At 30.9% G+C, this 25,055-nt stretch carries 22 protein-coding genes; all 22 read right to left on the bottom strand.

The annotated features are described in order from the left end of the window. Positions 1 to 36 precede the first annotated feature (36 nt). On the bottom strand, positions 37 to 2,172 hold the full coding sequence (locus HNR33_RS17120; RefSeq protein ID WP_429085568.1) for a methyl-accepting chemotaxis protein: 2,136 nt from the start codon (positions 2,170 to 2,172) through the stop codon (positions 37 to 39). 147 nt (positions 2,173 to 2,319) lie between these two features. Next, a protein-coding gene (prfB, locus tag HNR33_RS17115; protein WP_429085565.1) for a peptide chain release factor 2 occupies positions 2,320 to 3,424 on the bottom strand; the annotation gives its coding sequence in 2 pieces (ribosomal slippage) (positions 2,320 to 3,348 and positions 3,350 to 3,424; 1,104 coding nt in all). A gap of 17 nt (positions 3,425 to 3,441) precedes the next feature. Further along, a complete protein-coding gene (secA, locus tag HNR33_RS17110) occupies positions 3,442 to 6,183 on the bottom strand; it encodes a preprotein translocase subunit SecA (RefSeq protein WP_429085562.1) in 2,742 nt (913 codons plus the stop codon). Between the two features lie 82 nt (positions 6,184 to 6,265). Then, positions 6,266 to 6,859, bottom strand: a complete 594-nt coding sequence (locus HNR33_RS17105; RefSeq protein ID WP_429085559.1) for a DUF5317 domain-containing protein — start codon at positions 6,857 to 6,859, stop codon at positions 6,266 to 6,268. A 127-nt stretch (positions 6,860 to 6,986) separates the two neighbouring features. Next, complete coding sequence (gene hpf / locus HNR33_RS17100; protein WP_429085556.1) at positions 6,987 to 7,520, bottom strand: ribosome hibernation-promoting factor, HPF/YfiA family; 534 nt, start codon at positions 7,518 to 7,520, stop codon at positions 6,987 to 6,989. 1,319 nt (positions 7,521 to 8,839) lie between these two features. Beyond that, positions 8,840 to 9,064 (bottom strand): DUF1653 domain-containing protein, encoded by a 225-nt coding sequence (locus tag HNR33_RS17095; protein WP_429085553.1) that lies wholly within the window; start codon positions 9,062 to 9,064, stop codon positions 8,840 to 8,842. A 20-nt stretch (positions 9,065 to 9,084) separates the two neighbouring features. After that, the gene (locus HNR33_RS17090; RefSeq protein WP_429085550.1) at positions 9,085 to 10,398 is read right to left on the bottom strand and encodes a GGDEF domain-containing protein; all 1,314 of its coding nucleotides are present in this window, start codon (positions 10,396 to 10,398) and stop codon (positions 9,085 to 9,087) included. A gap of 237 nt (positions 10,399 to 10,635) precedes the next feature. Beyond that, positions 10,636 to 11,289: a hypothetical protein gene (locus HNR33_RS17085; RefSeq protein ID WP_429085547.1), complete on the bottom strand. Its 654-nt coding sequence runs from the start codon at positions 11,287 to 11,289 to the stop codon at positions 10,636 to 10,638. A gap of 194 nt (positions 11,290 to 11,483) precedes the next feature. Beyond that, a complete protein-coding gene (gene flgN, locus HNR33_RS17080) occupies positions 11,484 to 11,984 on the bottom strand; it encodes a flagellar export chaperone FlgN (protein ID WP_429085544.1) in 501 nt (166 codons plus the stop codon). Beyond that, entirely contained in the window at positions 11,971 to 12,363 is a 393-nt protein-coding gene (fliS, locus tag HNR33_RS17075) for a flagellar export chaperone FliS (RefSeq protein WP_429085542.1), read from the bottom strand. The genes flgN and fliS overlap by 14 nt, the downstream gene beginning before the upstream one ends. 29 nt (positions 12,364 to 12,392) lie before the next feature. Continuing rightward, on the bottom strand, positions 12,393 to 14,039 hold the full coding sequence (gene fliD, locus HNR33_RS17070) for a flagellar filament capping protein FliD (protein ID WP_429085539.1): 1,647 nt from the start codon (positions 14,037 to 14,039) through the stop codon (positions 12,393 to 12,395). 17 nt (positions 14,040 to 14,056) lie between these two features. Continuing rightward, positions 14,057 to 14,431 carry a flagellar protein FlaG gene (locus HNR33_RS17065; protein WP_429085537.1) on the bottom strand — a complete coding sequence of 125 codons (375 nt, stop codon included), beginning with the start codon at positions 14,429 to 14,431 and terminating at the stop codon, positions 14,057 to 14,059. 264 nt (positions 14,432 to 14,695) lie between these two features. Further along, the gene (locus tag HNR33_RS17060) at positions 14,696 to 15,883 is read right to left on the bottom strand and encodes an HD-GYP domain-containing protein (RefSeq protein WP_429085535.1); all 1,188 of its coding nucleotides are present in this window, start codon (positions 15,881 to 15,883) and stop codon (positions 14,696 to 14,698) included. Positions 15,884 to 16,355: 472 nt separating this feature from the next. Further along, positions 16,356 to 16,553, bottom strand: a complete 198-nt coding sequence (locus tag HNR33_RS17055) for a YjfB family protein (RefSeq protein ID WP_429085532.1) — start codon at positions 16,551 to 16,553, stop codon at positions 16,356 to 16,358. 40 nt (positions 16,554 to 16,593) lie between these two features. Next, positions 16,594 to 17,691 carry a dTDP-glucose 4,6-dehydratase gene (rfbB, locus tag HNR33_RS17050; RefSeq protein ID WP_429085530.1) on the bottom strand — a complete coding sequence of 366 codons (1,098 nt, stop codon included), beginning with the start codon at positions 17,689 to 17,691 and terminating at the stop codon, positions 16,594 to 16,596. 20 nt (positions 17,692 to 17,711) lie between these two features. After that, on the bottom strand, positions 17,712 to 18,590 hold the full coding sequence (rfbA, locus tag HNR33_RS17045; protein WP_429085527.1) for a glucose-1-phosphate thymidylyltransferase RfbA: 879 nt from the start codon (positions 18,588 to 18,590) through the stop codon (positions 17,712 to 17,714). 138 nt (positions 18,591 to 18,728) lie between these two features. After that, positions 18,729 to 19,268 carry an acyltransferase gene (locus HNR33_RS17040; protein ID WP_429085524.1) on the bottom strand — a complete coding sequence of 180 codons (540 nt, stop codon included), beginning with the start codon at positions 19,266 to 19,268 and terminating at the stop codon, positions 18,729 to 18,731. Between the two features lie 19 nt (positions 19,269 to 19,287). Beyond that, entirely contained in the window at positions 19,288 to 20,364 is a 1,077-nt protein-coding gene (locus HNR33_RS17035; RefSeq protein ID WP_429085521.1) for a DegT/DnrJ/EryC1/StrS family aminotransferase, read from the bottom strand. Positions 20,365 to 20,376: 12 nt separating this feature from the next. Next, the gene (locus HNR33_RS17030) at positions 20,377 to 22,107 is read right to left on the bottom strand and encodes a glycosyltransferase (RefSeq protein ID WP_429085519.1); all 1,731 of its coding nucleotides are present in this window, start codon (positions 22,105 to 22,107) and stop codon (positions 20,377 to 20,379) included. 91 nt (positions 22,108 to 22,198) lie between these two features. Beyond that, a complete protein-coding gene (locus tag HNR33_RS17025) occupies positions 22,199 to 22,891 on the bottom strand; it encodes an acylneuraminate cytidylyltransferase family protein (RefSeq protein WP_429085516.1) in 693 nt (230 codons plus the stop codon). Between the two features lie 11 nt (positions 22,892 to 22,902). After that, a complete protein-coding gene (gene neuC / locus HNR33_RS17020) occupies positions 22,903 to 24,060 on the bottom strand; it encodes a UDP-N-acetylglucosamine 2-epimerase (protein WP_429085514.1) in 1,158 nt (385 codons plus the stop codon). Continuing rightward, positions 24,057 to 25,055 carry an N-acetylneuraminate synthase gene (gene neuB / locus HNR33_RS17015; RefSeq protein ID WP_429085511.1) on the bottom strand — a complete coding sequence of 333 codons (999 nt, stop codon included), beginning with the start codon at positions 25,053 to 25,055 and terminating at the stop codon, positions 24,057 to 24,059. The genes neuC and neuB overlap by 4 nt, the downstream gene beginning before the upstream one ends.

The raw sequence follows: 25,055 nt of genomic DNA, 5'->3' as shown, positions 1-25,055 counted from the left end.
GGCTAGAGGTTTTTTTCTCTAGCCTTAGTTTTTTATTTAGTCAATTTTGAATTCTTTAATCATATCTTCTAGTTTTTCTGCCATTTCATTTAGCTCTTCTGCTGATTGATTAATTTGATGTATAGCTGATTGCTGCTCTTCTGTACTAGCTAATACTGTTTGGGTTCCTGATGCTGTTTCTTGTGATATTGCACTAACTTGAGAAATAGAACTCTCTATTACTTTCATATTTTCTGAAAGCTCTTCAACGATAACTGCAAAGTCCTCTACACCCTTAAATACCTTATCAGTTTCATCTACTATGTTGCTAAATGACTTAGTTGTTTTATCGATTACTTGATTTCCTTTATTGACTTCAGCTATTCCTTCTTCCATAGACTTAGACACAAGTTTTACTTCAGTTTGAATTTCGTTTATTATATTAACTATATTTCTAGAAGCTTCTAGCGTCTGTTCAGCAAGTGCTCTTATTTCTTCAGCTACTACTGTAAATCCTCTTCCATATTCTCCAGCTCTAGCAGCTTCAATAGCAGCATTTAGAGCGAGAAGATTTGTCTGCTTTGATATATTATCTATAAAAGTTATTATTTTTCCTATTTGATTAGTATGTTCTGTTAGGCTATCTATCTGATTTGCAGATTGATTAACCTTATCTGCAATAGAATCCATTGTAACCTTTGTCTGTTCTATATCCTTTGAACCTTCTTTAGCTATCATAGATGCTTCACTTGTAGCCATTAGTATAGATTGTGCATTTTCGTCTACATTCTTTACGTTATTAGTAATACTCTCTACTATGCCTATCGCATCTTCAACACTTTTTAACTGCTTGTCTGTTCCCGAAGCTACTTGCTCTACTATCTTAGATATCTCAACAGAAGCCTCTACAGTTAACCCTGCGCTTTCATTTAGATTCTCAACATTAGACTTAAAGTTATTTACAGCTTGATTAACACTTGATATTACTTTGTATAATGAATCTAGCATCTTGTTGAAAGCATTCTCAAGATAGCCTATTTCATTAGTAGACGTAACCTTTACTCTCTTAGTTAAATCACCTTTTGCAATCTCATCAGCTATTAAAGCAAGATTTTCTATTGGGGCAGAAAATTTCTTAGCAGTAAATGAAGTTAATATTATAGTGACTAATATTGCAAGTACTATTATTACAAGTGTTCTGATAAGATTTGTAACCGCTCCTGCATTGATTTCATTTTGGTTTTGTTCTATAATAACTCCCCAACCAGTCGATGAAACAGGAGTAAATGCTCCTACTACTATAGTATTTGAATCATTTGCATAAGTATCTATATTTGTTTTTCCTTCAAGTGCTCCAATAGCTCCTTTTATTTTGTTTTCTTTAGCATTGAATTGTGTTACTACCTTGTTATTAAAGTCAGGATGCGCTATAGTTATACCTTGCTTATCAACTATGTATGCGATACCAGTCTTTCCAATCTTATTTTCTGTAGCTAAGCTGGTAATATCCTTTAAGCTAATATTTGCAGCTATAACACCTTTTGTTTGATTTAATGCATTTTTTATTGGCATTGATACAATAACTGCTGGGATTCTATCATCCATATACGAATCCGATACATATTTTTCTCCTTTGGAAGCTTTAGTAAACCATTCTTCACTTCTAGCATTTATACCTGCTCTCATGTTTTTGGTTGAAATAAGTTGATTTCCTTTAGTGTCATAAATTTGAATAGAATTAATATACTCTAGGTTGGTAGTCGTTGATATAAGAATAGTTCTAGCTTTTTGTATATCCATATTGGTAAAATCATGTGTAGTTGATAAGCTTTGTAAAACATCAAACGAGCCGTCTATGTACATATCTACCTGTTTCGCAATAGATTTGGCCATATTGAGATTCATTTCTTTTATATGGTCTGAGCTTTGCTTTCCTTCAAAATAGAAGTTTAAAAACCCTGTAAACAGTATAGGTATGATAGTTAGTAATAAAACTATTATTGCTATTTGATTTTTAATCCTACTTTGTACGTTAAGTTTTTTAGTACTAGCATTTTTCTTAAAACTCAAGTTTAGTTTTTTACTTGATTTCTTTGTAGAATTGTTGCTTCCCCTGTTTTTTTCGTTTTTTAGCTTTTTGAATTTAAGCTTTGAAAAAGTGATCTTTTTGCTTTTACCCTTAAATATTCCCATATAACCACTCCTTTGTCAAAAAACAATATGATAATATAATTTATACCATAAAATATATACAATACCTATTCTATTTCTACAAATTTTACTCTAATCCTTTATTTTAAGAGAAGAAAAAAGAAAAAAAAGCCGACACATTAGTGACGGCTACTTAGCTCTATTTTTAAGATATTCATTTATAAACAAATCTATGCTGCCATCCATTACACTTGAAGTATTTCCAGTTTCAGTATTTGTTCTATGATCTTTTACTAGACTGTATGGATGAAAGACATATGATCGTATCTGTGAACCCCAAGCAATTTGATTGTATTGACCTTGAAGGTCTTCAATTTTTTCCTTCTGCTCAGCTTCTTTAAGCTCAATAAGCTTTGCCATCAGCATTTTCATTGCTGTTGCCCTATTACTATGCTGAGACCTTTCGCTCTGACACTGCACTACTAGACCTGTAGGAACATGTGTTATCCTAATAGCAGAGTCTGTAGTGTTGACATGCTGTCCACCAGCACCACCCGATCTATATGTGTCTATCTTCAAATCGCTAGGATTTATATCTATATCTATCTCATCACCTAGCTCTGGAAAAACATCAACTGATGCAAATGAAGTATGTCTTCTCCCTGAAGAATCAAATGGAGATATCCTAACAAGTCTGTGAACTCCTTTCTCAGCTTTTAGGTATCCATAAGAATTAAGTCCTTTTATAAGCAAAGTCACACTCCTTATACCACCTTCAGTATCTGGCAATATATCAAGAATCTGTACTGAATATCCTTTACTCTCACTCCATCTCTTATACATCCTTAAGAGCATCTCTGCCCAATCTTGAGCCTCAAGACCTCCAGCTCCAGCATGTATAGATAGTATGGCATTATTTTTGTCATGCTCTCCACTCAATAAAGTATTTATTCTGAATACATCTACTTTTTCTTCAGCAGCTGCAATACTGTCTACTATATCCTTTTCTAATGATGATTCTTCCTCTTCAACAGCCAACTCTATCATGATTTCAATGTCATCAAGCTGATCAACTATTTCCTCATATTTATTGAGTTTATCTTTTAAAATATTAGCTTCTTGAACTATTTTTTGAGCTTTTTGAACATCACTCCAGAAGTCGGACTCTAAAGCCTTAGCATCTAGCTCTTCAATCTGATTTTTTAGTTTAGACAAGTCAAAGGGAAACACCTATTTCTTTTACTGTCTCTCTAAGAGTTGACAGCCTGTCTTTATAGCTTTCAATTTCTAACAAATTATCTACTCCTTCCTCTATTCGTTTTGTCCACAACACTTTTTATATTTCTTACCGCTACCGCATGGACAAGGGTCATTTCTTCCTATCTTTTCACCCTTTACTACTGTCTTCGGCTTATTTTCACCATCTCCGTGATTTGTAGCTGTAACCTCGACTACTCTTTCTCTTTCAATATTCTCAGCTCTTTGAAGATGATATAAGCTCTTAACAGTCTCTTCCTGTATACCTTTGATCATTTCCTCAAACATATCAAAGCCTTCTATTTGATAAGCTCTTACAGGGTCTTCATTTCCTAATGCCCTTAGCCCTATACCTTGTTTTAGCTGATCCATAGCATCTATATGATCCATCCATCTAGTGTCAACGGCTCTTAATAATATAACTCGTTCAAGCTCTCTAAGAACAGACTCTCCAAGTTCATTTTCCTTATCATCATACAGTTTAGCTGCTATATTGATTAAAATCTCCTTTAGGCTCTCTTTTGTAAGTTCTTCTGGTTTCTCAATATTAAACAACCCTTTTATAGGGATTAAGTTTGCTACATAATTCTCTAACCCTCTTAAGTCCCATTCTTCAGGATATTTTATTCCTTCTGTATATATACCTATTGCATTATCAATAATATTTTCAACCATTGTAAGAACATGATCTCTTAAATTTTCACCTTCTAAAACTTTTCTTCTCTCTTCATATATAACTTCTCTTTGCTTATTCATAACATCATCATATTGTAGTACATGCTTTCTGACACTAAAGTTTCGAGCTTCTATTCTTGTTTGAGCTCCTTCAATTGACTTTGAAAGCAGTTTATGTTCAAGTGGCTCATCATCTGGCATGCCCAATGATTCTACCATTCCCTTTATTCTTTCACTTCCAAACAATCTCATCAAGTCATCTTCTAATGAAACAAAAAATCTTGACGATCCTGGGTCTCCTTGACGTCCAGAACGACCTCTTAACTGGTTATCTATACGTCTTGATTCATGTCTTTCTGTACCTACTATGTGAAGTCCTCCGGCCTTAATAACATTTTGGTTTTCATCCTTTATTGCTTCTTTTGCTTTGACTAAAAGATCTCTATAAACCTTTCTAGCTTCTATTATCTCTGGATCATTAGTGTCTGCAAAGCTGTCAGCTAATGAAATCACATGGTCACTATAGCCTTTTTTCCTCATTTCACTTTTTGCAATAAATTCTGGGTTACCACCCAATAGTATGTCGGTACCACGACCTGCCATATTAGTAGCAATAGTTACTGCTCTAAATCTACCAGCCTGCGCAACTATTTCTGCCTCTCTCTCATGCTGTTTAGCATTTAAAACCTCATGCTTTATTCCTTCCTTTTTAAGCATTTTGCTTAAAATTTCTGATCTTTCAATAGAAATAGTACCTACAAGTACTGGTTGACCTATGTTATTCTTTTCCTTTATTTCATTTACAACTGCTCTGAATTTTGCTTCTTCGTTCTTATATACTGAATCAGGTAAATCCATTCTAATAACTGGCTTGTTAGTTGGTACCTCTATAACATCGACATTATATATCTCTCTAAATTCATCTTCTTCAGTCTTTGCCGTACCAGTCATACCAGAAAGCTTTTTATACATTCTGAAATAGTTCTGGAAGGTTATAGTTGCTAAGGTCTTAGATTCTCTTCTAACATCTAATCCTTCTTTTGCTTCTATTGCTTGATGCAGACCCTCACTATATCTTCTACCAAACATAAGTCTTCCAGTAAACTCATCTACTATTACAACCTCACCATCTTTTACTACATAATCAGTATCTCTTTTCATAAGATTATGTGCCTTAAGCGCTTGATTTATGTGATGAGATATTTCCATGTTCGAAGCATCAGCAAGATTCTCTATACTAAAGAATTTCTCTGCTTTTTCTACCCCTTTTTCAGTTATAACTACATTTCTAGCCTTTTCATCAACTGTAAAATCTACTGTCTCTTCCTTATGTTCTCTGTCAAATCTACTGCTCTTTTCCTCATTAGGGTCGATTATTCTTCCTTTAAGAGTTTGAACAAAAGTATTAGCAGCAAAATAGAGTTTTGTAGATTTATCTCCCATTCCTGAAATGATGAGTGGAGTTCTAGCTTCATCAATTAAGATACTATCTACCTCATCGACTACTGCAAAGTTTAAGTCTCTTTGAACCATTTCAGATTTATATATGACCATGTTATCTCTCAAATAATCAAATCCAAACTCGTTATTTGTTCCATATGTTATGTCACAGCCATAGGCTTCTTTTCTAGCAATGTTATCCATATCATGAAGTATACATCCTGTGTTGAGTCCTAAAAATTCATAAACCTTGCCCATTTCTTCACTTTGATATTTAGCAAGGTAATCATTTACAGTTACTATATGAACTCCTTTACCTGTCAAACCATTTAAATAACCAGGCAATGTAGCCGCTAACGTTTTACCTTCACCAGTTTTCATCTCAGCTATTCTACCTTGATGCAATACTATTCCACCTATTAGCTGCACCCTAAAAGGTCTCTTGCCTAGTACTCTATCAGCAGCCTCTCTGACTACTGCAAATGCTTCTGGCAGTATATCGTCTAGTGTCTCACCATTATCTATTCTATTTCTAAATCCATCTGTCTTAGATCTCAATTCTACATCCGTTAATCTTTTCATGTCTTCTTCTAAGGATTCTATTTTCTCTACTATGGGTTCTATTCTTTTTATTTCTCTATCACTATAGGTGCCAAAAACCTTTTCAAATAGCTTTTTCATGTGCTTTCACCTCAAATTAAATAATTTGCTTTATCAATATATTTTATCACTAATGTCAATATGTTACAAGAGTACACGTGCTCTACAGTCTGCCTCTATACTTAAACCTTATCATATTCGCCCTATCATAGCCTTCATTTAACATAATACTCTGTACAAACAAGAACAGGCCAAGAGCTATTATAATATCTCCAACACTAAGTATCTGAGGATATGGATAAGGCTGCGGAACTGTTATAATGTCTCCTAAAAACGCATATTTTGTACTCTCTGCTAGTGGTGTATATAATGTAACTTTTCCACCTTCAACCATAGTAGCTAAGTCACTAAACCCTATTAGCTTTAGCGATTCAACAGATATAGGTGTTTTCCCGCCATTTGTAAAAAATACAAATAGATTTGCAAGCGTACCAATAATTACAACCCAAAGTGATCTGTAATTTATATTAAGTAGTATACCTATAAATAATAATACGTAGGATGCTATGTATATTTCCTTTATATATTTAAGCACAATGTGATTACCACTTAAGCCAAATAAAATTATACCTACCTGTAAAATAACGGCCAGTATAAATGTCCAAACTTTTGTAAATCGTATGTGTGAAAACCTTGAAAGCTTCCCTCCTCTGATTAATCCAATAACTATTGAAGCTAATAAACTTTCTATAAGCAATGTGAATCTCCCCCTTTTGCTATTATCCCTATAGTAGTCTAAGTTCTATATTTTATTATAAATCCCTTTTTTTAGTCGCAGCAAAAAGCGGTAGAGATTTTTTCTCTACCGCTTTTATATCTATTTTTTAGAATTGAGGCTCTATTAAGCCATAATTTCCATCTTTTCTTTTATAAACTACATTCACTTCATCAGTATCAGCATTTCTAAATACAAAGAAGCTATGTCTTAGTAGCTCCATTTGAAGTACTGCTTCCTCTTCGTCCATAGGCTTTAATGCAAATTTCTTTGTTTTTACTATACTTGGCTCCTTATCTTGATCTGCTGGAGGAAGTGCTTGAATGTTTTCAAATCTAATTGTCTCTAGACCCTTATTTCTTTTTTGAAGCTTTGTTTTGTGTTTTCTAATCTGTCTTTCTAATACATCCACTACATTATCAATTGAATTATACATATCTTCAGTTGCTTCTTCTGCTCTTAAAATAGCTCCTGAAAAAGGAATTGTGACCTCAATAATCTGTCTATTTTTCTCAACACTTAATGTTGCATCTACTGGTACATTCTCAACAAAGTATTTATCTAACTTACTTAATTTCTTTTCTGTTACATCCTTTAGAGCGTCTGTTACCTCCATATTTTTTCCGCTAATAGTAAATTTCATATACTCCAACTCCTTTCAGTATAAATATTTGAAAAAAAGATAAAGATATTAAGTATCATTAGTATTTATTTTTATTATATATTTCAACAAATTTTCTTTATCTCCTTCAAACTTTCGAAATATTTTGTAAAATTTTCATCAATATATTTTGAAATTATTTATTCTTTATTTATATATATGATACCCACAACATGTCTTAATTAACATTAATTTTATTTTTCATATTTTTTACTTTACTTTAATGATTTCCGCATTCAACAAAATATCTGAAATTTATCCTATAATAAATTTACATTAATAAAATACCTGTCTTCAAGATGCACCATTATTAGATACTGGTTAATGTCTTACTGCATATTAAGTTAATGTTTCTACATTAAATTAATATAATGTAACACCATTTTACAATTACATACTATTTAAAACAATAAAAAATATGATATTTATGCACTTATATGCATAATAAATTACTTGTTTATCCACAGCATTGATGTTATTATTATGTGGATATAATATAGTGTGTTTTGTGGATAATGTGTATAAGTCTGTGGAAAACTGTTAATTTGTACATGCTATAGTGTGGAAAAACACGTGTGTACACAGTGGAAAACTGTCATTTCTACAAGTTTTGAGATATTGTTTGTAATTTTATCAATTTTTTAACGATTATAGTTATTCTTTTTATTGTGGATAATAAATATTAAGATACTATATATTGATATTAAAATACTTATAATTCAGCACATATAGTATAAGTATATGCAACAAAAAACAGAGATATTAGCTTCTATTTTGAATATTTATCCGATTAATTTTTCTGATGAATAAATAGAACCCCATATAGTAGAAAGGAGGTTTATATTTTCATTGTTATTTTTTTAATATTCTGAAAATAGTGTTTACAAATAGAATTTTTTGCTGTATAATTTAATTAATAGAACAAGGTAGCTCTATACCGACCAAAGATTATGAGTAAGTTGTTTATTTTTTTATTAGTGTAAGTTTAGTTAATTGAAGGATGCAATATAAGGATTTAATGTTAAGCTAAGATTTTAATAAATAGTTTGAAGATTATAAGTGTTTAACAAATTTAAAAATTACAATTAGACGTAAAAATATAAGAAAGGATTATAAAGGTAAAAGATAATTAGAAAGAGTGATAAATTGTTCAATGATGTTCCACCAAAAACGTTAGCTGGTTGGTACACCTACCTTAGTATCTATTATTAAAAGGACGGATTTTTTCTTAGATTTGAAATTATCCGTCCTTAGGTCTTTTTTGTATTTATAGTTACAGAAAATCATCTAACTGATAAGCCCTATTCCATAAGTTCAAATCTGTTAACTAATTTCCCCTCAACTTCAACCTTTTCTAGGAACATAGAGAGTGGTCTTACCCATATCCCATATTCTCCATAAAGTGCTTGATATACTACTAAATCTTCTAGCGTCTCAGAATGTTTTGCTAGGTTTAGTACAAGATAATCTTTACCTTTAAAATGCTTATATTTCTTGCCTATTTTTACATCTGTGCTATTCTCCACACAAATCTCTCCCTTGTAAGTTAATAAGACTTATTTTCCCATACACAAACTTTATTACGGCCATAACGCTTTGCTTGGTATAAAGCATTATCTGCATCACCAAATAAGGCCTGTGGATCTGCTTTCTTTTTGGGGATTATACTAGCTAAGCCAATGCTTAAAGTTTGATAATTGCTAATTGGTGAATACTCGTGCTCTATTTTAAGGTTGTGCAGTGCTTCTATAATATTATTTGCTATTTTTTTCGATTGTTCTATACCTATACTAGGAAACAACACTATAAATTCATCACCACCATAGCGAGCTACAGACCCTCCGTATTTTTCTGCTTCACTTTTTAGTAATAAAGCTATTTTGGTTAAAAGTTCGTCTCCTTTAAGATGTCCGTAATTGTCATTATACTCTTTAAAATAGTCTAAGTCTATTAAAAGTAACGAAAGCTCTTGATTACGTTCAATGCCTTTTTCCCATTCTTCTTCAAATATCTCACGAAACTTTCGTCGATTAAGTATCAACGTCAGATCATCAATATTCGAAAGTAATTCTTTTTCTTTAGCATATTTTTCTGCACTTTTCGCTTTAAATCCAAGATGTATTGCTACTGTTCCAATAATTAAATTAATAATGATAAAACTAAATATCCATATTAGGTATTCGTCTAAAACTGTATTATACTTTGACATAAATATATCTACACCTATTAGCCCTACATAATTTCCCTTTTCATCATAAAAAGGTGCATATCCAGTTATATAATCACCCCATCTATCTTTAACAACATGACAAGATGGTTTTTTACTTTTATACGCATTTAAAAACTCTTCGTCCATTACGTTATACCTATCTTTGTCTACATACCATCGGCCACCAGTGTCCTTCATTCGCACCTCATCGCTTATCACTGCATCTAATAAGTATATGCTCTGTAAAGGAGTTCCTGCTTTTGCATTGTATGTCTCTTCTTCACCATGCTCAACAGTATATTTTTCTTTTGAATCTAATAAAGGAGCTTCAAGATAAACATATTTAATATCAGAGTCTTTGATTACTGCTCTTACATCATTCTCAAACTCCATATTTATAGGATCCTTTAACACTTGGTTAAAATCTAATTCAAGCAGTCTTTTGATGTCTTCTTCTTTTAAAACAAACCTTTGTGCTATATCTTTTGCTAACAGCATTGCTTTATTACCTAGCTGTTCTTTAATGTTTTCTGCAATCCTGGCATATGAAAAATATGATAAGAACACTGTTAAACTAACCCAAACAACTATAATTACTATCAAATACTCTCTGTAGTATAACTTTACTTTGCCACCGACTAATTTTTTCACTATACAATTCTTCACCTCAGCGCAATAATTTTGTAAATATAATTATATACATGTTATCTTAATTTTCTTTATATTTCAACATTTTTCTACATAATTTTACAAATATTATGTTGCTGGTAACATAAAAAAAGACTCCATTACAGAGTCCTTATAATTTACTATATTTTTTACAACATGAGAAGTTATTGACTGCTCTATTGCTTTTAGATCATTGTTACATGAAACTTGTAAAAAAGATTAATTAGTCTTCACACAATCTACATCCCCATAGTTCCATACTGCTCTATCCTTCTCTAATTTAGCCAGGAACCATTTAGGCAATTCGAAAGAATCGTGTAAATAGCCTTTAATTAGATCAATTCTAGCATCATTACTATTCCATTTGTTAGGATGTGATTTTAAAAATACTACAAAATCTTTTGGTTTTACTCTAAAAATTCCCTTTTCACCAAATCTTTTACCTTTTATGTAACCATCCCTTACCCATCTGTATATTAAATTAGGATCTTTGTTTAACAAATATCCAATATCACCTGTAGTCAAATACTCTCCATTTCCTATTCGAGAAGGTCCCAAGCCTAATTCTAGAGCCTTTTTTTTAACAGATAATTCTGTTCTATTTAACAGTGTTGCAATATAATCTGTCGTCAGTATCCCCCACTTTTCACTTAACAACTCAATGTCTTCTAATGACCAACACGCTACTTTATTTGTTAATCCTAATCTCTTTGCTTTCTTAAATATAGAATCTCTAGTTCTATTAAGGGTCTTTGCCATATCATTTAGACTTGTTGTAGTATAGTTTTTTAATAAATATTCTACTTCGTTTTTTTCCCATCTCTGGTATCCCATATCCCAATTCTCCTTTACATTTTTTCTTATATTTGCCATATGGATATAATAGCATATTTTTACTATTACTGAGGTCGGAATTTTACTTAATAAACCCTAAATAGTTCTAAAGTCTTACGTCCAAATCTTCTAATAAAAAAACTCCTTGAACAGATATATCTGTCCAAGGAGTTCTTATAATGTATAACTATTTATTCAGTCTAACATTATTCTATTTTTTAATATTAAAGCAATTAGTTTTTCTGATCAATAAACATTGTTCCATACGAAATAGCATTGTAGCTCTTATTCATCTTTTGACCTTGCCTAAGATTTTTAAGCTTTTCTTTTGTCCCTTCAAGCTTTTCCTTCATTAATAGATTATTTTCATCATCAATTACATTTATGGCTTTTAGTGTAGCATTTATTTCATCTATTCTGATAATTAGGCTATCAATGCAAGGGTACTCTGTACTGTTTATCTGACTTATAGAATCTATGCCTAGATTAACTTTTAGCTCATTAAGTTTGAGTAAATAAGTTGAATCTATTTCGTCTATTGCATTGATTTTGCTTTGAAAAGTATTTAAAGTAGATTCAATGTCTTCCATATTCTCTTTTTCAATTGCTTCTTTCTGCTTTAGCTTAAGGTTTAAAAAGCCTTTCAATTCTTTAAGTTTTTTATCTGTTAATGAAATCATTTCGCGTATACTGCTTTCCACCATGTTATCTACTCCTAGCTTATAGAGCTCCATATTTTATCTTTCTAGCTTTTTTCATAGCTTCTTTCCATGTGTCTCTTATTTCTTCTATTAAGAGTAGTGCTTCATCTAAAAGCTGAATGTCTTTTTTTATATTAGCATCTACCAACTTTTCTAAAATAAAGTTATAAATATTTCCGAGATTATGAGATACTTCATAGTTCATATCTAGTGTATTATTTAACTCTATTATTATATCCTGCGCTCTCTTTATAGAATTATTAGCTTTTTCTACTTCTTTATTCTCTATGTGATGCTTTCCTAAATTGATAAACTTTATAGCTCCATTATAAAGCATTAAAGTCAATTCTTCAGGTGATGCTGTCATGATTGAATTCTGCTGATATTGTTGATACATATTATTATAAGTCATTACTATATCCTCACCCTTTCAAATTAATCTTACATACCACCCAACTGCTGTGCTATCCAAGAACTTTGATTATTCATCTGCTGCACAAGTTTCTCCATAGTAGCAAATTTCTGATAATATCTATCTTCTGTTCTAATTAAATCTGCATTTAACGCATCTATTCTACTATTTAGGTCACTTACATCTTCATCTAGTAAACTTATACTACCGTGAACAGTAACAAATTCTATCAGCATATTGCGACTAACGCTTTTAAATAAGCTTGATTCATCGCCTGTACCGGCCTTATTTATTACTTCTTTCATTCCATCTATCATCAAGCCATACATCCTAGTTATAACGCCACCTGTTCCTTGAACAGTTGTTGTATTGCCATCAGCATCCGTTTGTGTAATTGGCCCTGCTTCTTTAAATAACAATTCTAAAACTCCATCTACATTTTCTGATATAGCTTTTTTAAGCTTCTCTTCATCTATTTCTAGCTTTCCACCTACAGATCCTGCTGCCCATTTTTCAGTAGATATACCAATTTTATAAAGTGCATTAATCGAATCATCTTCTATTCCTTCAACTGAAGCATATAATGAGCTTCTAACCTTCTGCATAGTGCTAGATATTATAGAATCATTTCTTAAAAGTCCACTCTTTGCTTTTTCTTCCCATAATTCTATTTCTTTTTCACTCATGGCCTCTTTTTGTTCTTTAGTTAATGGAGAAAAATCTCTGTATTGCTTTTCACCAACAAGCCTACCCATTTTTTCTACTATCTCATTATACTGATCAACAAAGCCTTTTATCTTATCATACACTCCATCAGTATCTGTGTCTACTTTTATAGTTGTAGTGCCTTCAGCTTTTATATCAAAGCTAATGCCATTTATGGTAAATTGGTTAGTTGGTTGTTTTATGCCTGTTGCGCCAGCAAAATCTACTAGTGCATCAACACCATTATATTCTGTCCCTATTGAAAGATTTTTAGTTAACTTTGTTCCATCTGATGAATATGAGGTAACATTGAGCTGTAAAGCATTAATAAATGATTCTCCTTTAGATCCAGATACAGCACTTATATTAAGTACCGCATTTTCACCAGTGGTGTTTGTTTGCATGAAAAGTCTACCTATACTAGAATCATAAGATGCCTGTACCCCCGCATCTGATGAGTTAATCTTCTTGACTATTGAACTCATATTATCGGTTTTATCAATAGTAATTGTCTTTTCATTAATTTTAAACTCAAAAGTATCACCATCGTTTAATCCTGCTAATATATTATTTAAATCAGTATCCACATTTGCTCCACTAGCAGCCTTTACACCATCAGCTAGTCTATGTACTTTAACCTCGTAACTTCCATTGATAGCACCTGAAGTCGTGCTTACTTTGGCTACACTCTCGTTCGATGAGATAGCTTTCTTTACCCAGGTTAAACTACTCAAAGATTTACTGTACATATTACCTGTATATGATGTACCTGTTAATCCAAATTCTTTCTTAGTATTTAATATAAAATTTGCGAAATCTTTGTTAATTGAGTTATACAACTGCTGTCTCCATTGTAAGCGCTGTTTATCCTGTTCTACTTTATCTACTCTTGTTCTTTCTGCCTTCATAAGATCCTTTATCATTTGTTCTGTGTCTATTCCAGACAAACCAGTTAATCTTATTGTACTCACAATATCGCCTCCTTAGTTTAAATCTTCTTATCAACTATTATCCCTGCCATTTCCCATAGCTTTGCAACCATATCAAGTATTTTTTCTGGTGGGATTTCTCTTATTACTTCATCTGTGTTTGTATCTATAACCTTTACCATTATCTCTTTGGTTTTATCATGGATAGAAAACTCAAGCTTTCTATCATAGACATTTACACTCTTATTTGCTGATTCTATAGCATGAATCAATTCTTCCTCACTAACTCTTTTATTAAAGCTCTCGTTCCCAATATGTGATGGCACATTTACAGTTCTATTTTTGCTAACTACTTTAACTGGTTTATCTTCCCCTGTAAGACGCTGTGAGCCATATACTAATTGAGATGATGTAACCCCTTCAACTCGCACCATAACTCCTCCCTTTATATTTCTACTTCTAATATCGACAAGAATAAGAGTATACTTTAGATTGATAAACAAAATAAATAGAAAAATTGAAATCATGCGGCTATAATAACAAGTACTAACTCATTAATGAGATAGACTTAATAAAAGCATTAGGAAAGCACCTTAAATTGTATGTTTTATGCAATATAAGGTGCTTTCCTATGAGTAATAAATGATGAAAATATTTAATATTTTCAATTCTTATCTGCTTTAAAATAATTATATTATTTATAAGAACTCTACTGAATTTCTATACACACTTTTTAAAGAAACATTAGTAATTTGACCATCTGTTGTTCTAATTAAAATACTTGGATTTACTAGATCTATCATTATAATTTCTCCTATACTTCCTTCCTTCGAGGAAAGCTTTATTTTTTGTCCAATAAAATAGTCATATATTCTCTTTTCAAAAATATATAATATATCTAAATCAACTTCATTAAAATGTTCTTCCTTTATTCTATTTACGGCCTTTAGTGGGTTTTCGCCTTCATGTAAAGTATAATGAGTATATAGGTGAGAAATATATATAATTCTTGAGAACAATGGTATTTTAGGTACCTCTATTCTTAGAGGAAATCCTGTTTTATTAAAGTTTTCATGGTGACGAAATATTACTTTTTCACCTTCCGCATCTATGAAGTCAGAGTTTTTTAATATTGTGACACTATGTATTATATGTTTATTATACTCGCTTTGACTATCTTCCGATAAGTTGCAATGATTAAATCTTATATCAGCCGGCACTTTTAATAATCCTATATCAGCAACCATAGTCAATATAAACAATTCCTTATTTCTTTCTTTTTCTAGCTTAAGCCATTTCCCAATCATATAGCTTACAATAGCCATACTATAGCAATGCATGTATAGAGACTTGTCTTCCTTTTTCATTTTTTCTATTACCTGAAAAATTCCAGTAGTAGCATTAAAGATTTTCATAGTTTTTTCAATCTCGCATTTCAATTCATTAATTTCATCATAAATATCCTTATCTATCTTATCAAATATCTTTTCTATATTCTTTTTAGATTTAAGAAGATCTTTTCTAAAAAAATCTTTGTCTTCTACATAGCCTGTCTCAAAAATATCATCTGTTATATCCTTATTGTTTTCCTCTTCTTTTACAGGTTCACTATCAATATCTTCAATGATTTCTTCTTGAGAATCTAGTATTTCTTGTAGCTGAGTACTGCTTATTGACTCTTCGATTTTTATTCCTAAAGTATTAATATCATTTTCGCCAAGTATCTTTTGAGCTCTATTAGCTGTGGTAGAATCTTTAATTCTATATCCTTTAGCTAAGACAACACTTCCATATTTATTACGAACCTCCTCATCTACAATCATTCCCTCTTGAATCATATGTATAGGAACTAAAAACTGTCTAAAAAAAACCTCTTCTTTCTTCAAAATAATAACACTCCCCTTTAGTGCTTTTCATAAAACATATTACACGCTTTAATACTTCTGTTTATTTTCAAATGATGATTTAATATATAATTATGGCATTTCCTCCTTATTCAAACTGTTTTACTCCACATCCCATAATTGTATTGTCTAGGGATATTTTATCATAATTTTCCTACACTAAAGTCCTATTTCGTGTCATTATAGGCAAAATAGTGCTCTGGTCTCACTTGTCATTCCAACACATTCAATTACTCTTTATAGCTCTTCTTTGTTAAATGTTCTAGTAATTTATACTTGGATGAAAAAATCTCTTGGATAAATAGTATACATCCAAGAGATTTCTCAGTTTACCTAAAGATAGATTCTCAAAATTTTTTGTCCTACAGTTTTAATTGAAAAACAGTACTAAAATATTGCTTTACATGTAGATTTCGACACATTGCATAAAAATTATAAAGACTCAAAAGAGTCTTTATAATTTGATGTCAACATTACCTCCTACATGTGGAGATACAGACATTTCCATTGCTTTAGTTGATGTTTGAAGCATCTTAGTTAAATCTACTGCTTGTGCCTTAGATGCGTCCATTGACAGCTTTAATACCGAAAGGCTAGCCTGATGCTGTACGTTTGACTGGCTAACCATAGTTGACATTGCTGCTATATCCATGTTATCCACTCCTTTCAAAATTAAGTCAAAGTGCAGTCACTTAGTTATTCGTACTAGTAACTGCAGTTTCACCAAGTGTAATGCTGTTTATTCTATTGAAATACATGTCTGTATAATATTTCATGTAGTCTCCCGAAACAATATCCTCCATCCACTCTTGATTGTCTAAATACCACTGAATGGTCATAGCAATACCTTCTTTGAATGTATAAGAAGGACTCCAGTGTAATTCTTTTGTTATCTTAGAGTTATCTATAGCATATCTTCTGTCATGGCCTAATCTATCTGTCACATAGGTTATTAACTCTTCACTTCTATCGAGATATTTTAATATGAGTTTCACTATTTCAATATTTTCTTTTTCATTATTTCCACCTATATTATAAACTTCTCCTAGCTTACCTTTATGTAAAACTGTCTCAATAGCTATGCAATGGTCTTTTACATGAAGCCAATCTCTTACTTGTTTTCCGTCTCCATACACAGGAAGAGGTTTAGCTTTTAACGCATTATTAATCATAAGTGGTATTAATTTTTCAGGGAACTGATAAGGTCCATAATTATTAGAGCAGCGAGTAATATTTACAGGAAGCCCATAGGTTTCATGATACGCTCTTACCAGCATATCTGCTGAAGCTTTTGATGCTGAATAGGGGCTATTAGGAACTATGTTATTTTCCTCAGTAAAATATCCCTCTCTACCTAATGATCCATATACTTCATCGGTAGATACTTGTATGTATTTAACTCCTTCTCTGTAGTCTCTGGAATACTTATTACAAGGCTCTATTTTCCAATAGTTTTTTGCAGTATCAAGTAATACTTGTGTTCCTAAAACATTAGTTTTAAGAAAAACCTCTGGTTCTTCTATACTTCTATCTACATGAGATTCTGCTGCAAAATTAATCACTACATTTATATCATAGTTCTCAAATATTTCTTCAAGTAATACCTTGTCACATATATCACCCTTGATAAATTGATATCTTTCATCTTCAGCAATATCTTCAAGGTTCTTTAAATTGCCTGCATATGTTAACTTATCTAAATTAATAATATTATAATCATATTTTGAAAGCATGTGTTTTATAAAGTTTGACCCTATGAACCCTGCTCCACCCGTAACTAAAATGTGCATAGCATACTCCTCCAAAAAACTTAATAGATTTCCAATTCTCCTGCAATGCTTAATAAATATTTACCATATTCAGTTTTTTCATATTCTTTTCCTAAAGACACTAGCTCTTCTCTAGATATCCATTTGTTTCTATAGGCAATTTCCTCTAAACAACTAATATAAAGACCTGTTCTTTCCTGCATTGTTTTAACAAAATTACATGCATTAGCGAGACCGTCATAAGTACCAGTATCTAACCAAGCAAATCCTCTTCCTAATAATTCAACTCTAAGTTTTCCTTCGTTAAGGTATGTCCTATTTAAGTCTGTAATTTCTAATTCCCCACGTGCAGAAGGTTTAAGATTTTTAGCTCTTTCTACCACACTATTGTCATAATAATAAAGTCCTGGAACTGCATAGTGAGATTTAGGTCTGTTTGGCTTTTCTTCTATTGATAGTACATTGTTATTATTATCAAATTCAACTACTCCAAATTCTCTAGGGTCAGGCACGTAATAACCAAATATTACTGCATCGTCTTTAACTTTAGATGCATTTGCAAGTCTGGGTACAAAGCCTTGTCCATAAAATATGTTATCTCCTAGTATCAGGCATACACTATCCTCACCTATGAATTCTTCTCCGACTATAAAAGCATCTGCAAGTCCTTTGGGCTTTTCTTGGATTTTGTATTCAAATCTCATCCCAAGATTAGAACCATCTCCAAGTAAATTTTTATAAAAATCTATATATTCTGGGTTTGAAATAATAAGGACTTCTTTGATATTCGATAACATAAGTACTGATAAAGGATAGTATATCATTGGTTTATCGTAAATCGGTAGTAATTGCTTACTAATTCCTTTTGTTATGGGGTAGAGTCTTGAACCAGAACCGCCTGCTAGGATTATTCCTTTCAATTTCAATTAACCTCCATTTAATTTCGTTTATACTATGTTCAACGTTAACTTATTTCTTATATTGTTTATCTATTCCAATTTTTATCTATTAGCTATTATACTCACGCTCTCTTTCCATAATAAAGATAAAACACTTACTTACCAATATTTTTTTCTATATTCTTCAGCTAATTTCAAGATTGTATTTTTATCTCTAGCTTTCAGCTTTTTTATAGGACAACCAGCATATAAATGATACGGTTCTGTTTTACTATTAACCAAACTGTTTGCACCTATCGATGTTCCCTCTTCAATAATACTACCTGGCAATACAACAGTATTAGCTCCGACTAATGCATATTTTTTTATATTAATAGATGCAGTAAATACATTTTTAAATTCGTTTAATACAGTAGGATTATTTAAATATGCCCCCATATAGTCGTCACTACTTGTAAATATTTTTACGCCTGACGAAATACCAGAAAAATCCTCTATGATAAATTCATCATTTCCTGTTATAGTCACATAGCTAGCTATATGAACATTGTTTCCAATAACCACTCTTTTTTTAGCAATTATTAATACGAAGTCATCAATTATTACATTGTTCCCTATTTCAATATTTTCTGGATAAATTAGCTTAGAAGTATCATATATTTTTACATTCTTACCTATTTTTTTAAACTTACTGTTCATTAAAACACCTCCTTCGTTATCATACATTGTTGTTAACTATTTCTATTATTTGCAATTGTTCATTATATTTTAAAGAATCAGACAATGGTAAGCAAAGTATCTTTTTTGCTACCTCGTTTGATACATGCATTTTTTCACTATTTACATAACCCAAGTTATCTAATGAAGGATAAAAATATCTTCTAGGATAAATGTCATTGTTATTTAGATCTTTTAAACAATTACAGAGGTTTTCTTCATCCTCAAATACAACAGGAAAATAGCTGTAGTTATGACTGCAATTATCATTATAGCTTTGTAGAATAATTTTATTGTTATTGCTTAGTATATTATAATAATTGTCGTATACTTTTTTTCTTTTGCTTAATATTATATTAATATCATCCAGCACACAAAGTCCCATAGCAGCTTGAAATTCATTCATTTTTCCATTTGTACCTAAGTATTTGATTTCTTTAGTTTCATCTATACCAAAATTAATCATTGCTTTTGCTTTCTCATATAATTTATCGTCATTGATAATTAAAGCTCCACCTTCAATAGTATGGAAGATTTTAGTAGCATGAAAACTCAAAGTAGAAATATCTCCATAATTTAATATGCTTTTCCCATTATATTTTACTCCAAAAGCATGTGATGCATCATATATGACTTTTAGATTGTATTCATTTGATATTCTGGAAATCTCTTCTACATCGCATCCATTGCCAAAAACATGCACTGGGACAATAGAAGATGTTTTTTTATTTATTCTTTCCATAATCTTATTACAATCAATATTAAAAGTTTTACTATTAATATCTGAAAAAACTGGCTGCAATCCTTCCCACACTATACTACTAGCAGTCGCCACAAAAGAGAAAGGGGTAGTAATCACTTCTCCTTTTAAATTAAGTAATTTGTATGCTAAGTGTAATGCTAAAGTTCCATTAGAAACAAGAACAATGTTCTTCACACCTAAATATGTTCTCAGTCTTTTTTCAAGTTCCTGAACAAATTGACTGTTATTAGTTATTTGCCCAGATTGAAAAATACTTTCCACATACTCTTTATATTTATCTAAATTGGGTAGATATGTTTTCGTTACATTAATCATTGTCATCATTCCCTAATAAGTATTATTAATAGCTTCAATAGTTTTAGTTAACATAATTTTAAAGTCAAACCTCTTCTTTGCCTTGTCTTGTCCTCTCTTAGCTATACACTCCAAAACATGTTGATTCTTTAAAAAATAATTAATCTTACCTGCAACACTATCTAGTTGATTACAACTATACAATATAATATCCTCTCCATCATTAAAATTTTGTCTAATATAATTATTACTTTCAGTGACTACTGCAGCACCATTTATCATACTTGAAAGAATTCTTTCAGTAACTCCTTCGTGTAAATGACCTGTCATATTCAATACAATCTTGCTATTATTCATCAAATCTAACAATTCTTGAAATGTACAATTAGGATGTATTTGTAATTTCTTGTTTACATTTAGTTTTTCATATTCCTCAGAATTTCCAAAACAAACTACTTTCAAGTTTGTTTTTCCTATTTCTTTTACTAAATTATATCTTTTATACATTCTTATATAACGTTCAACAAGAGAATGTAAAGTAGCCCTTTCTTCAATTGTTATGTTTCCTATAAAGTGGCTCTTTAATATCTCGTTTAAGTTCTTCTCTATTGTGTCATTATTCTTTAAAGCCATATCTACTGTCTGATTTAATATTTCTCTTATTTCCTTACCAAAATCATTCCACGAATCTTTTATTTGACTAGGATTAATTAAGCTTCCAGAAAATAAAACATCTATTTCTCTATCATTATACTTTTTTTCAATATAATTTTTAGTTTTATAAGCATGATAAGAGGCAAAAATAGCATTTTTGTGTGGAAAATATTTATTCATATATTGAACATTCTCTTTATCTATACATACAAAAAGTGCTTTCTTAGGAGAATTTATAATACGTGATAACTGATTTACAGGATGATCTCCCAAAACTCCAATAAATGGTATTCCTAGTTTATCATATAGATTTTCATTGTTAATCTTTAAATCTATAGCTATACAATTATTAGAGAAAACGAAATCGCATTTATTATGTATAATCTTTCTATTAATCTCTTCAGCAAAATTAGGATTTAATAAGTCAATTATATCAACATTATAACCCATGCTTTCAAAGGCTTCAGCCATATAATCTATCAAAACCCGTAGAACATCATATTGCGATTGTCCTTTAAACATTACTATTCTACCTAAACTATCACTAAAACATATATTTTCATCTCTCACATAGGTATTTTTATAGTCAAATGTGTACTGATACTTTCTATATACATAAGTTTTTCTTATAGGCTTTTTGTTCAATTTATTAATGAAATCAAAGTCCTCAAACTTTGAACAAAAATTAAGATCAATCTTTTTATTAGCAATATTATTTATATATATCTTGCCATTAATAGTTTCATTTTCAATATTTTTAAAATTCCATAAATTAAAATAAAAATTATAATGCTTATCCTCAAAATCAAAATAATTACTTTCTTCTTCATCAATAAAATAAATAAAATCATCTATCAATGAATTATAACACCTATACCAAGCGAATATTAAATCTCTTAAGTTAGATAAGACAACTATCTTATTGACATTCATATGTTGGTTTTTATAAAACTCAATGATATCTGGTAGTTCGCTAAAATCAAAATCTGTCTCTTTTATGTTATCGTAAAGATACATCTTATAATCTCTTTTATCAAACTCGTCAATGATTTTATTAAATCCTTCTATGTCTTTTAAATTATTCAGAAATACCAATAGAATATTATCCATTGTTTCCACCTCCATTGCAAAAACTTAAAAGCCCATACTAACACAAAGCAACAAACAAATAATACTTTACGTGAATTTGCATAATTTGCTTTTATATTTTCATTAAATTATCTGCAATAATAAAGTCAATCTCATCATCTATATCAATTGAGCTTTTTTTGTCCATTATGTATGCATAGCTCTTTTCTCTGTAAAAATCTTTATACTTTAAAAAATAGTCGGTATTGCAAATATAAATCGCCCCATTCAATCTATAATACTTAGGCAGTTCTTGTCTTATAGTCTTAGTATCTTTGATCAAGAAGCCATCTATAGATAGCGATTCATCCAATTCATTCATATATAATGGTGAATGTTCGGCTTCGCAAACACTTACAATTGAGTTGGCTTCTTTTTCAAATAGCAATTTAATAGCATCTACTATATCTTTAGACGTTCTAAGAGGCGATGTTGGTTGTAATAACATAAAGTAATCATACTCTTTTCCAATTTCTTTAAGTATATTTATTGTATAATCTATAACATCATTTGTAGTTGCTGTATCTGTTGATAAATATTCGGGTCTTAAGGAGGGAACCGAGGCACCGTACTTTATAGATATGTCTGCATATTTATGTGAATCAGTTGATACCATAATATCATCAAAAATATTGCTATTTTTTGCTGCTTCAATACTGTAAGCAATCATAGGCTTTCCATTTAACTCTCTTATATTTTTATCTTTCAGTCCATTAGAACCACTTCTGGCTGGAATAATTGCTAGAAATTTTTTATTATTATACATAATATTCACCTTTATAAATCATAGAATTTTTTCTTTAATTCAATTTTTTTGATTAAATATTTCTTTAATATATATAACACTTTTTCTGAAACTTCTCCCTCACCATAAAGATTTTTACTATTCTTAACCTTTTCTTTAAAGTTATTTGATAACCCTAACTCTATTGATTTTTGTATTTCATTTTCTAATGGTTCACTATTTATTATGGTTTCTCCTTGTATTCTTCCTTTCTGTCTATCTCCAATGTTTATTACTGGAACTCTAAATGATGGTGCTTCTATAATTCCACTTGATGAGTTTCCCATAACTAAATCTACATACTTCATTGCTGATAAATATCTTAGTTGACCCATTGAAGTAAATGCAATCGCCTTTGTCTCATGTTTTTTTACATAATCATCTATCATAGAATTTATAATCCGTCCATCTGTATCTGAATTTGCTTTTGTAAATATTATTTTTAAATCAGCAAATCTATCTAGTGCATTAAGTAACTCTTGAAATTGATTTTTAGATGTACTATTTTCAAAAGTAACCGGATGGAACGTTACCAAAGCTGTTTTTTCCCCAAATTTGAAGTTTATGTCCTTTTCAAGTTCGTTTTTATCCAGTAATTTTAATTCCTTTATACTTTCAATACCTATTGCACCAACATTAAATACTCTATCTGGACTTTCTCCAAGTTGTATTACTCTTTCTCTATATGCTTCAGTACTAGTGAAGTGTAAATAGCTCATTTTAGTTATTGAATGCCTAAATGCTTCATCAAATGCTCCTTCGGTAGTTTCTCCTCCATGTAAGTGAGCTATCGGTATTCTAGCAACAGAAGCTGCACTAACAGCAGAAAATATTTCATACCTATCGCCTAGCACAACTATCATATCTGGTTTTAATCTTTCAAACGCATCTGCAAATCCTATCATTGCTAACCCCATTGATTTGGATATACCAACTGGGGTATCTGAGCTTAATAGTACTTCTACCTTTTCATCAATAATAAACTCATCTGCTTCTATTTCTTTAAAGGTTAGTCCGAATTCTGGTGACAGATGCATACCGGTTGCGATTAATTGAAGCTTTAGTTCTTTATCTTCATTTATTCTTTTAATCAAAGGTCTCAAGAGGCCATATTCTGCTCTTGTCCCTGTAATTACACATACTTTCTTCATATTTCTATCAACTCATCTTCACTAAAATCTCTTTTTGCTACTTTTCCAATCACTTCATCCCACCTCATCGGAGATAGTCCATCTCCTGGTCTCTTAACAGCTAGATTATATTCGGTAAATTTTTCACCTTTTTGAATATTATATCTTGCTACTATGCTTTTCCTTGCTATATCTATATTTTTCGCTTCAGATTCAGCCAATCTTTTAACCCCGTCTCCTAGAGCTTGTTCAATATTTCTGATGCATCTAACCATTTTTTTAAGTTCATCCGGTTCTAAACTTGCTCTATGATCTGGTCCTTCCATAGTTTTATCAAGAGTAAAATGTTTTTCAATAACTGTAGCACCTAATGCTACTGCAGCTATTGGAACTTCAATACCTAATGTATGGTCTGAGTATCCAACCTTTACTTTAAACGCATTTTTTATAGTGTTCATGGCTAATAAATTAACATCTTTTATAGGTGCAGGATACTCTGTGTTACAGTGTAATACAGTTATGTCTGTAGTCCCATATTTTCTAAGTATTTCTAGAGCATTTTCTATATCTCCGAGGTTTGACATTCCCGTAGATAATATTACTTTTTTCTCTAATGCTCCTATTTTTCTTAAATAAGGCAAATTTGTTATTTCCCCTGAAGGTATCTTAAATATTTCAACACCTAGATTATTGAGTAAGTCAGCACTTTCTAAATCAAATGGTGATGATAAAAACATTATATTTTTAAGCTTGCAATAATTAATCAACTCTTTATGTTTTTCATGATCTAGTTCTAACTTTTTTATCATTTCAAATTGGTTTTCTTCTGAACCAGTTGTCACTTCTTGATAATCAGCTTTTCTTGCATTTTTAGTTACTAATTTTTCGGCTTTAAAGCTTTGAAATTTAACTGCATCTGCTCCCGCTTCACTAGCTTTATCAATTAGTCTCTTGGCTAGTTCTATACTTCCATTATGATTTACTCCTGCCTCTGCTATAATAAACGTTCTTTTCAT

Source organism: Brassicibacter mesophilus (genome assembly GCF_050433385.1).
Lineage (GTDB): Bacteria > Bacillota > Clostridia > Tissierellales > Proteiniboraceae > Brassicibacter > Brassicibacter mesophilus.
Note: the sequence above shows the minus strand (reverse complement) of the source record. Positions and strands in the feature narration are given on the sequence as shown.

Excerpts from the sequence above, each read along its gene's own strand:
- HNR33_RS17120 (WP_429085568.1), bottom strand. The coding sequence starts at position 2,172 with ATGGGAATATTTAAGGGTAAAAGCAAAAAGATCACTTTTTCAAAGCTT.
- secA (WP_429085562.1), bottom strand. The coding sequence starts at position 6,183 with ATGAAAAAGCTATTTGAAAAGGTTTTTGGCACCTATAGTGATAGAGAA.
- hpf (WP_429085556.1), bottom strand. The coding sequence starts at position 7,520 with ATGAAATTTACTATTAGCGGAAAAAATATGGAGGTAACAGACGCTCTA.
- HNR33_RS17085 (WP_429085547.1), bottom strand. The coding sequence starts at position 11,289 with ATGGCAAATATAAGAAAAAATGTAAAGGAGAATTGGGATATGGGATAC.
- flgN (WP_429085544.1), bottom strand. The coding sequence starts at position 11,984 with ATGGAGCTCTATAAGCTAGGAGTAGATAACATGGTGGAAAGCAGTATA.
- fliS (WP_429085542.1), bottom strand. The coding sequence starts at position 12,363 with ATGACTTATAATAATATGTATCAACAATATCAGCAGAATTCAATCATG.
- HNR33_RS17065 (WP_429085537.1), bottom strand. The coding sequence starts at position 14,431 with ATGGTGCGAGTTGAAGGGGTTACATCATCTCAATTAGTATATGGCTCA.
- HNR33_RS17055 (WP_429085532.1), bottom strand. The coding sequence starts at position 16,553 with ATGGATATAGCAGCAATGTCAACTATGGTTAGCCAGTCAAACGTACAG.
- rfbB (WP_429085530.1), bottom strand. The coding sequence starts at position 17,691 with ATGCACATTTTAGTTACGGGTGGAGCAGGGTTCATAGGGTCAAACTTT.
- HNR33_RS17040 (WP_429085524.1), bottom strand. The coding sequence starts at position 19,268 with ATGAACAGTAAGTTTAAAAAAATAGGTAAGAATGTAAAAATATATGAT.
- HNR33_RS17035 (WP_429085521.1), bottom strand. The coding sequence starts at position 20,364 with ATGATTAATGTAACGAAAACATATCTACCCAATTTAGATAAATATAAA.
- HNR33_RS17030 (WP_429085519.1), bottom strand. The coding sequence starts at position 22,107 with ATGGATAATATTCTATTGGTATTTCTGAATAATTTAAAAGACATAGAA.
- HNR33_RS17025 (WP_429085516.1), bottom strand. The coding sequence starts at position 22,891 with ATGTATAATAATAAAAAATTTCTAGCAATTATTCCAGCCAGAAGTGGT.
- neuC (WP_429085514.1), bottom strand. The coding sequence starts at position 24,060 with ATGAAGAAAGTATGTGTAATTACAGGGACAAGAGCAGAATATGGCCTC.
- neuB (WP_429085511.1), bottom strand. The coding sequence starts at position 25,055 with ATGAAAAGAACGTTTATTATAGCAGAGGCAGGAGTAAATCATAATGGA.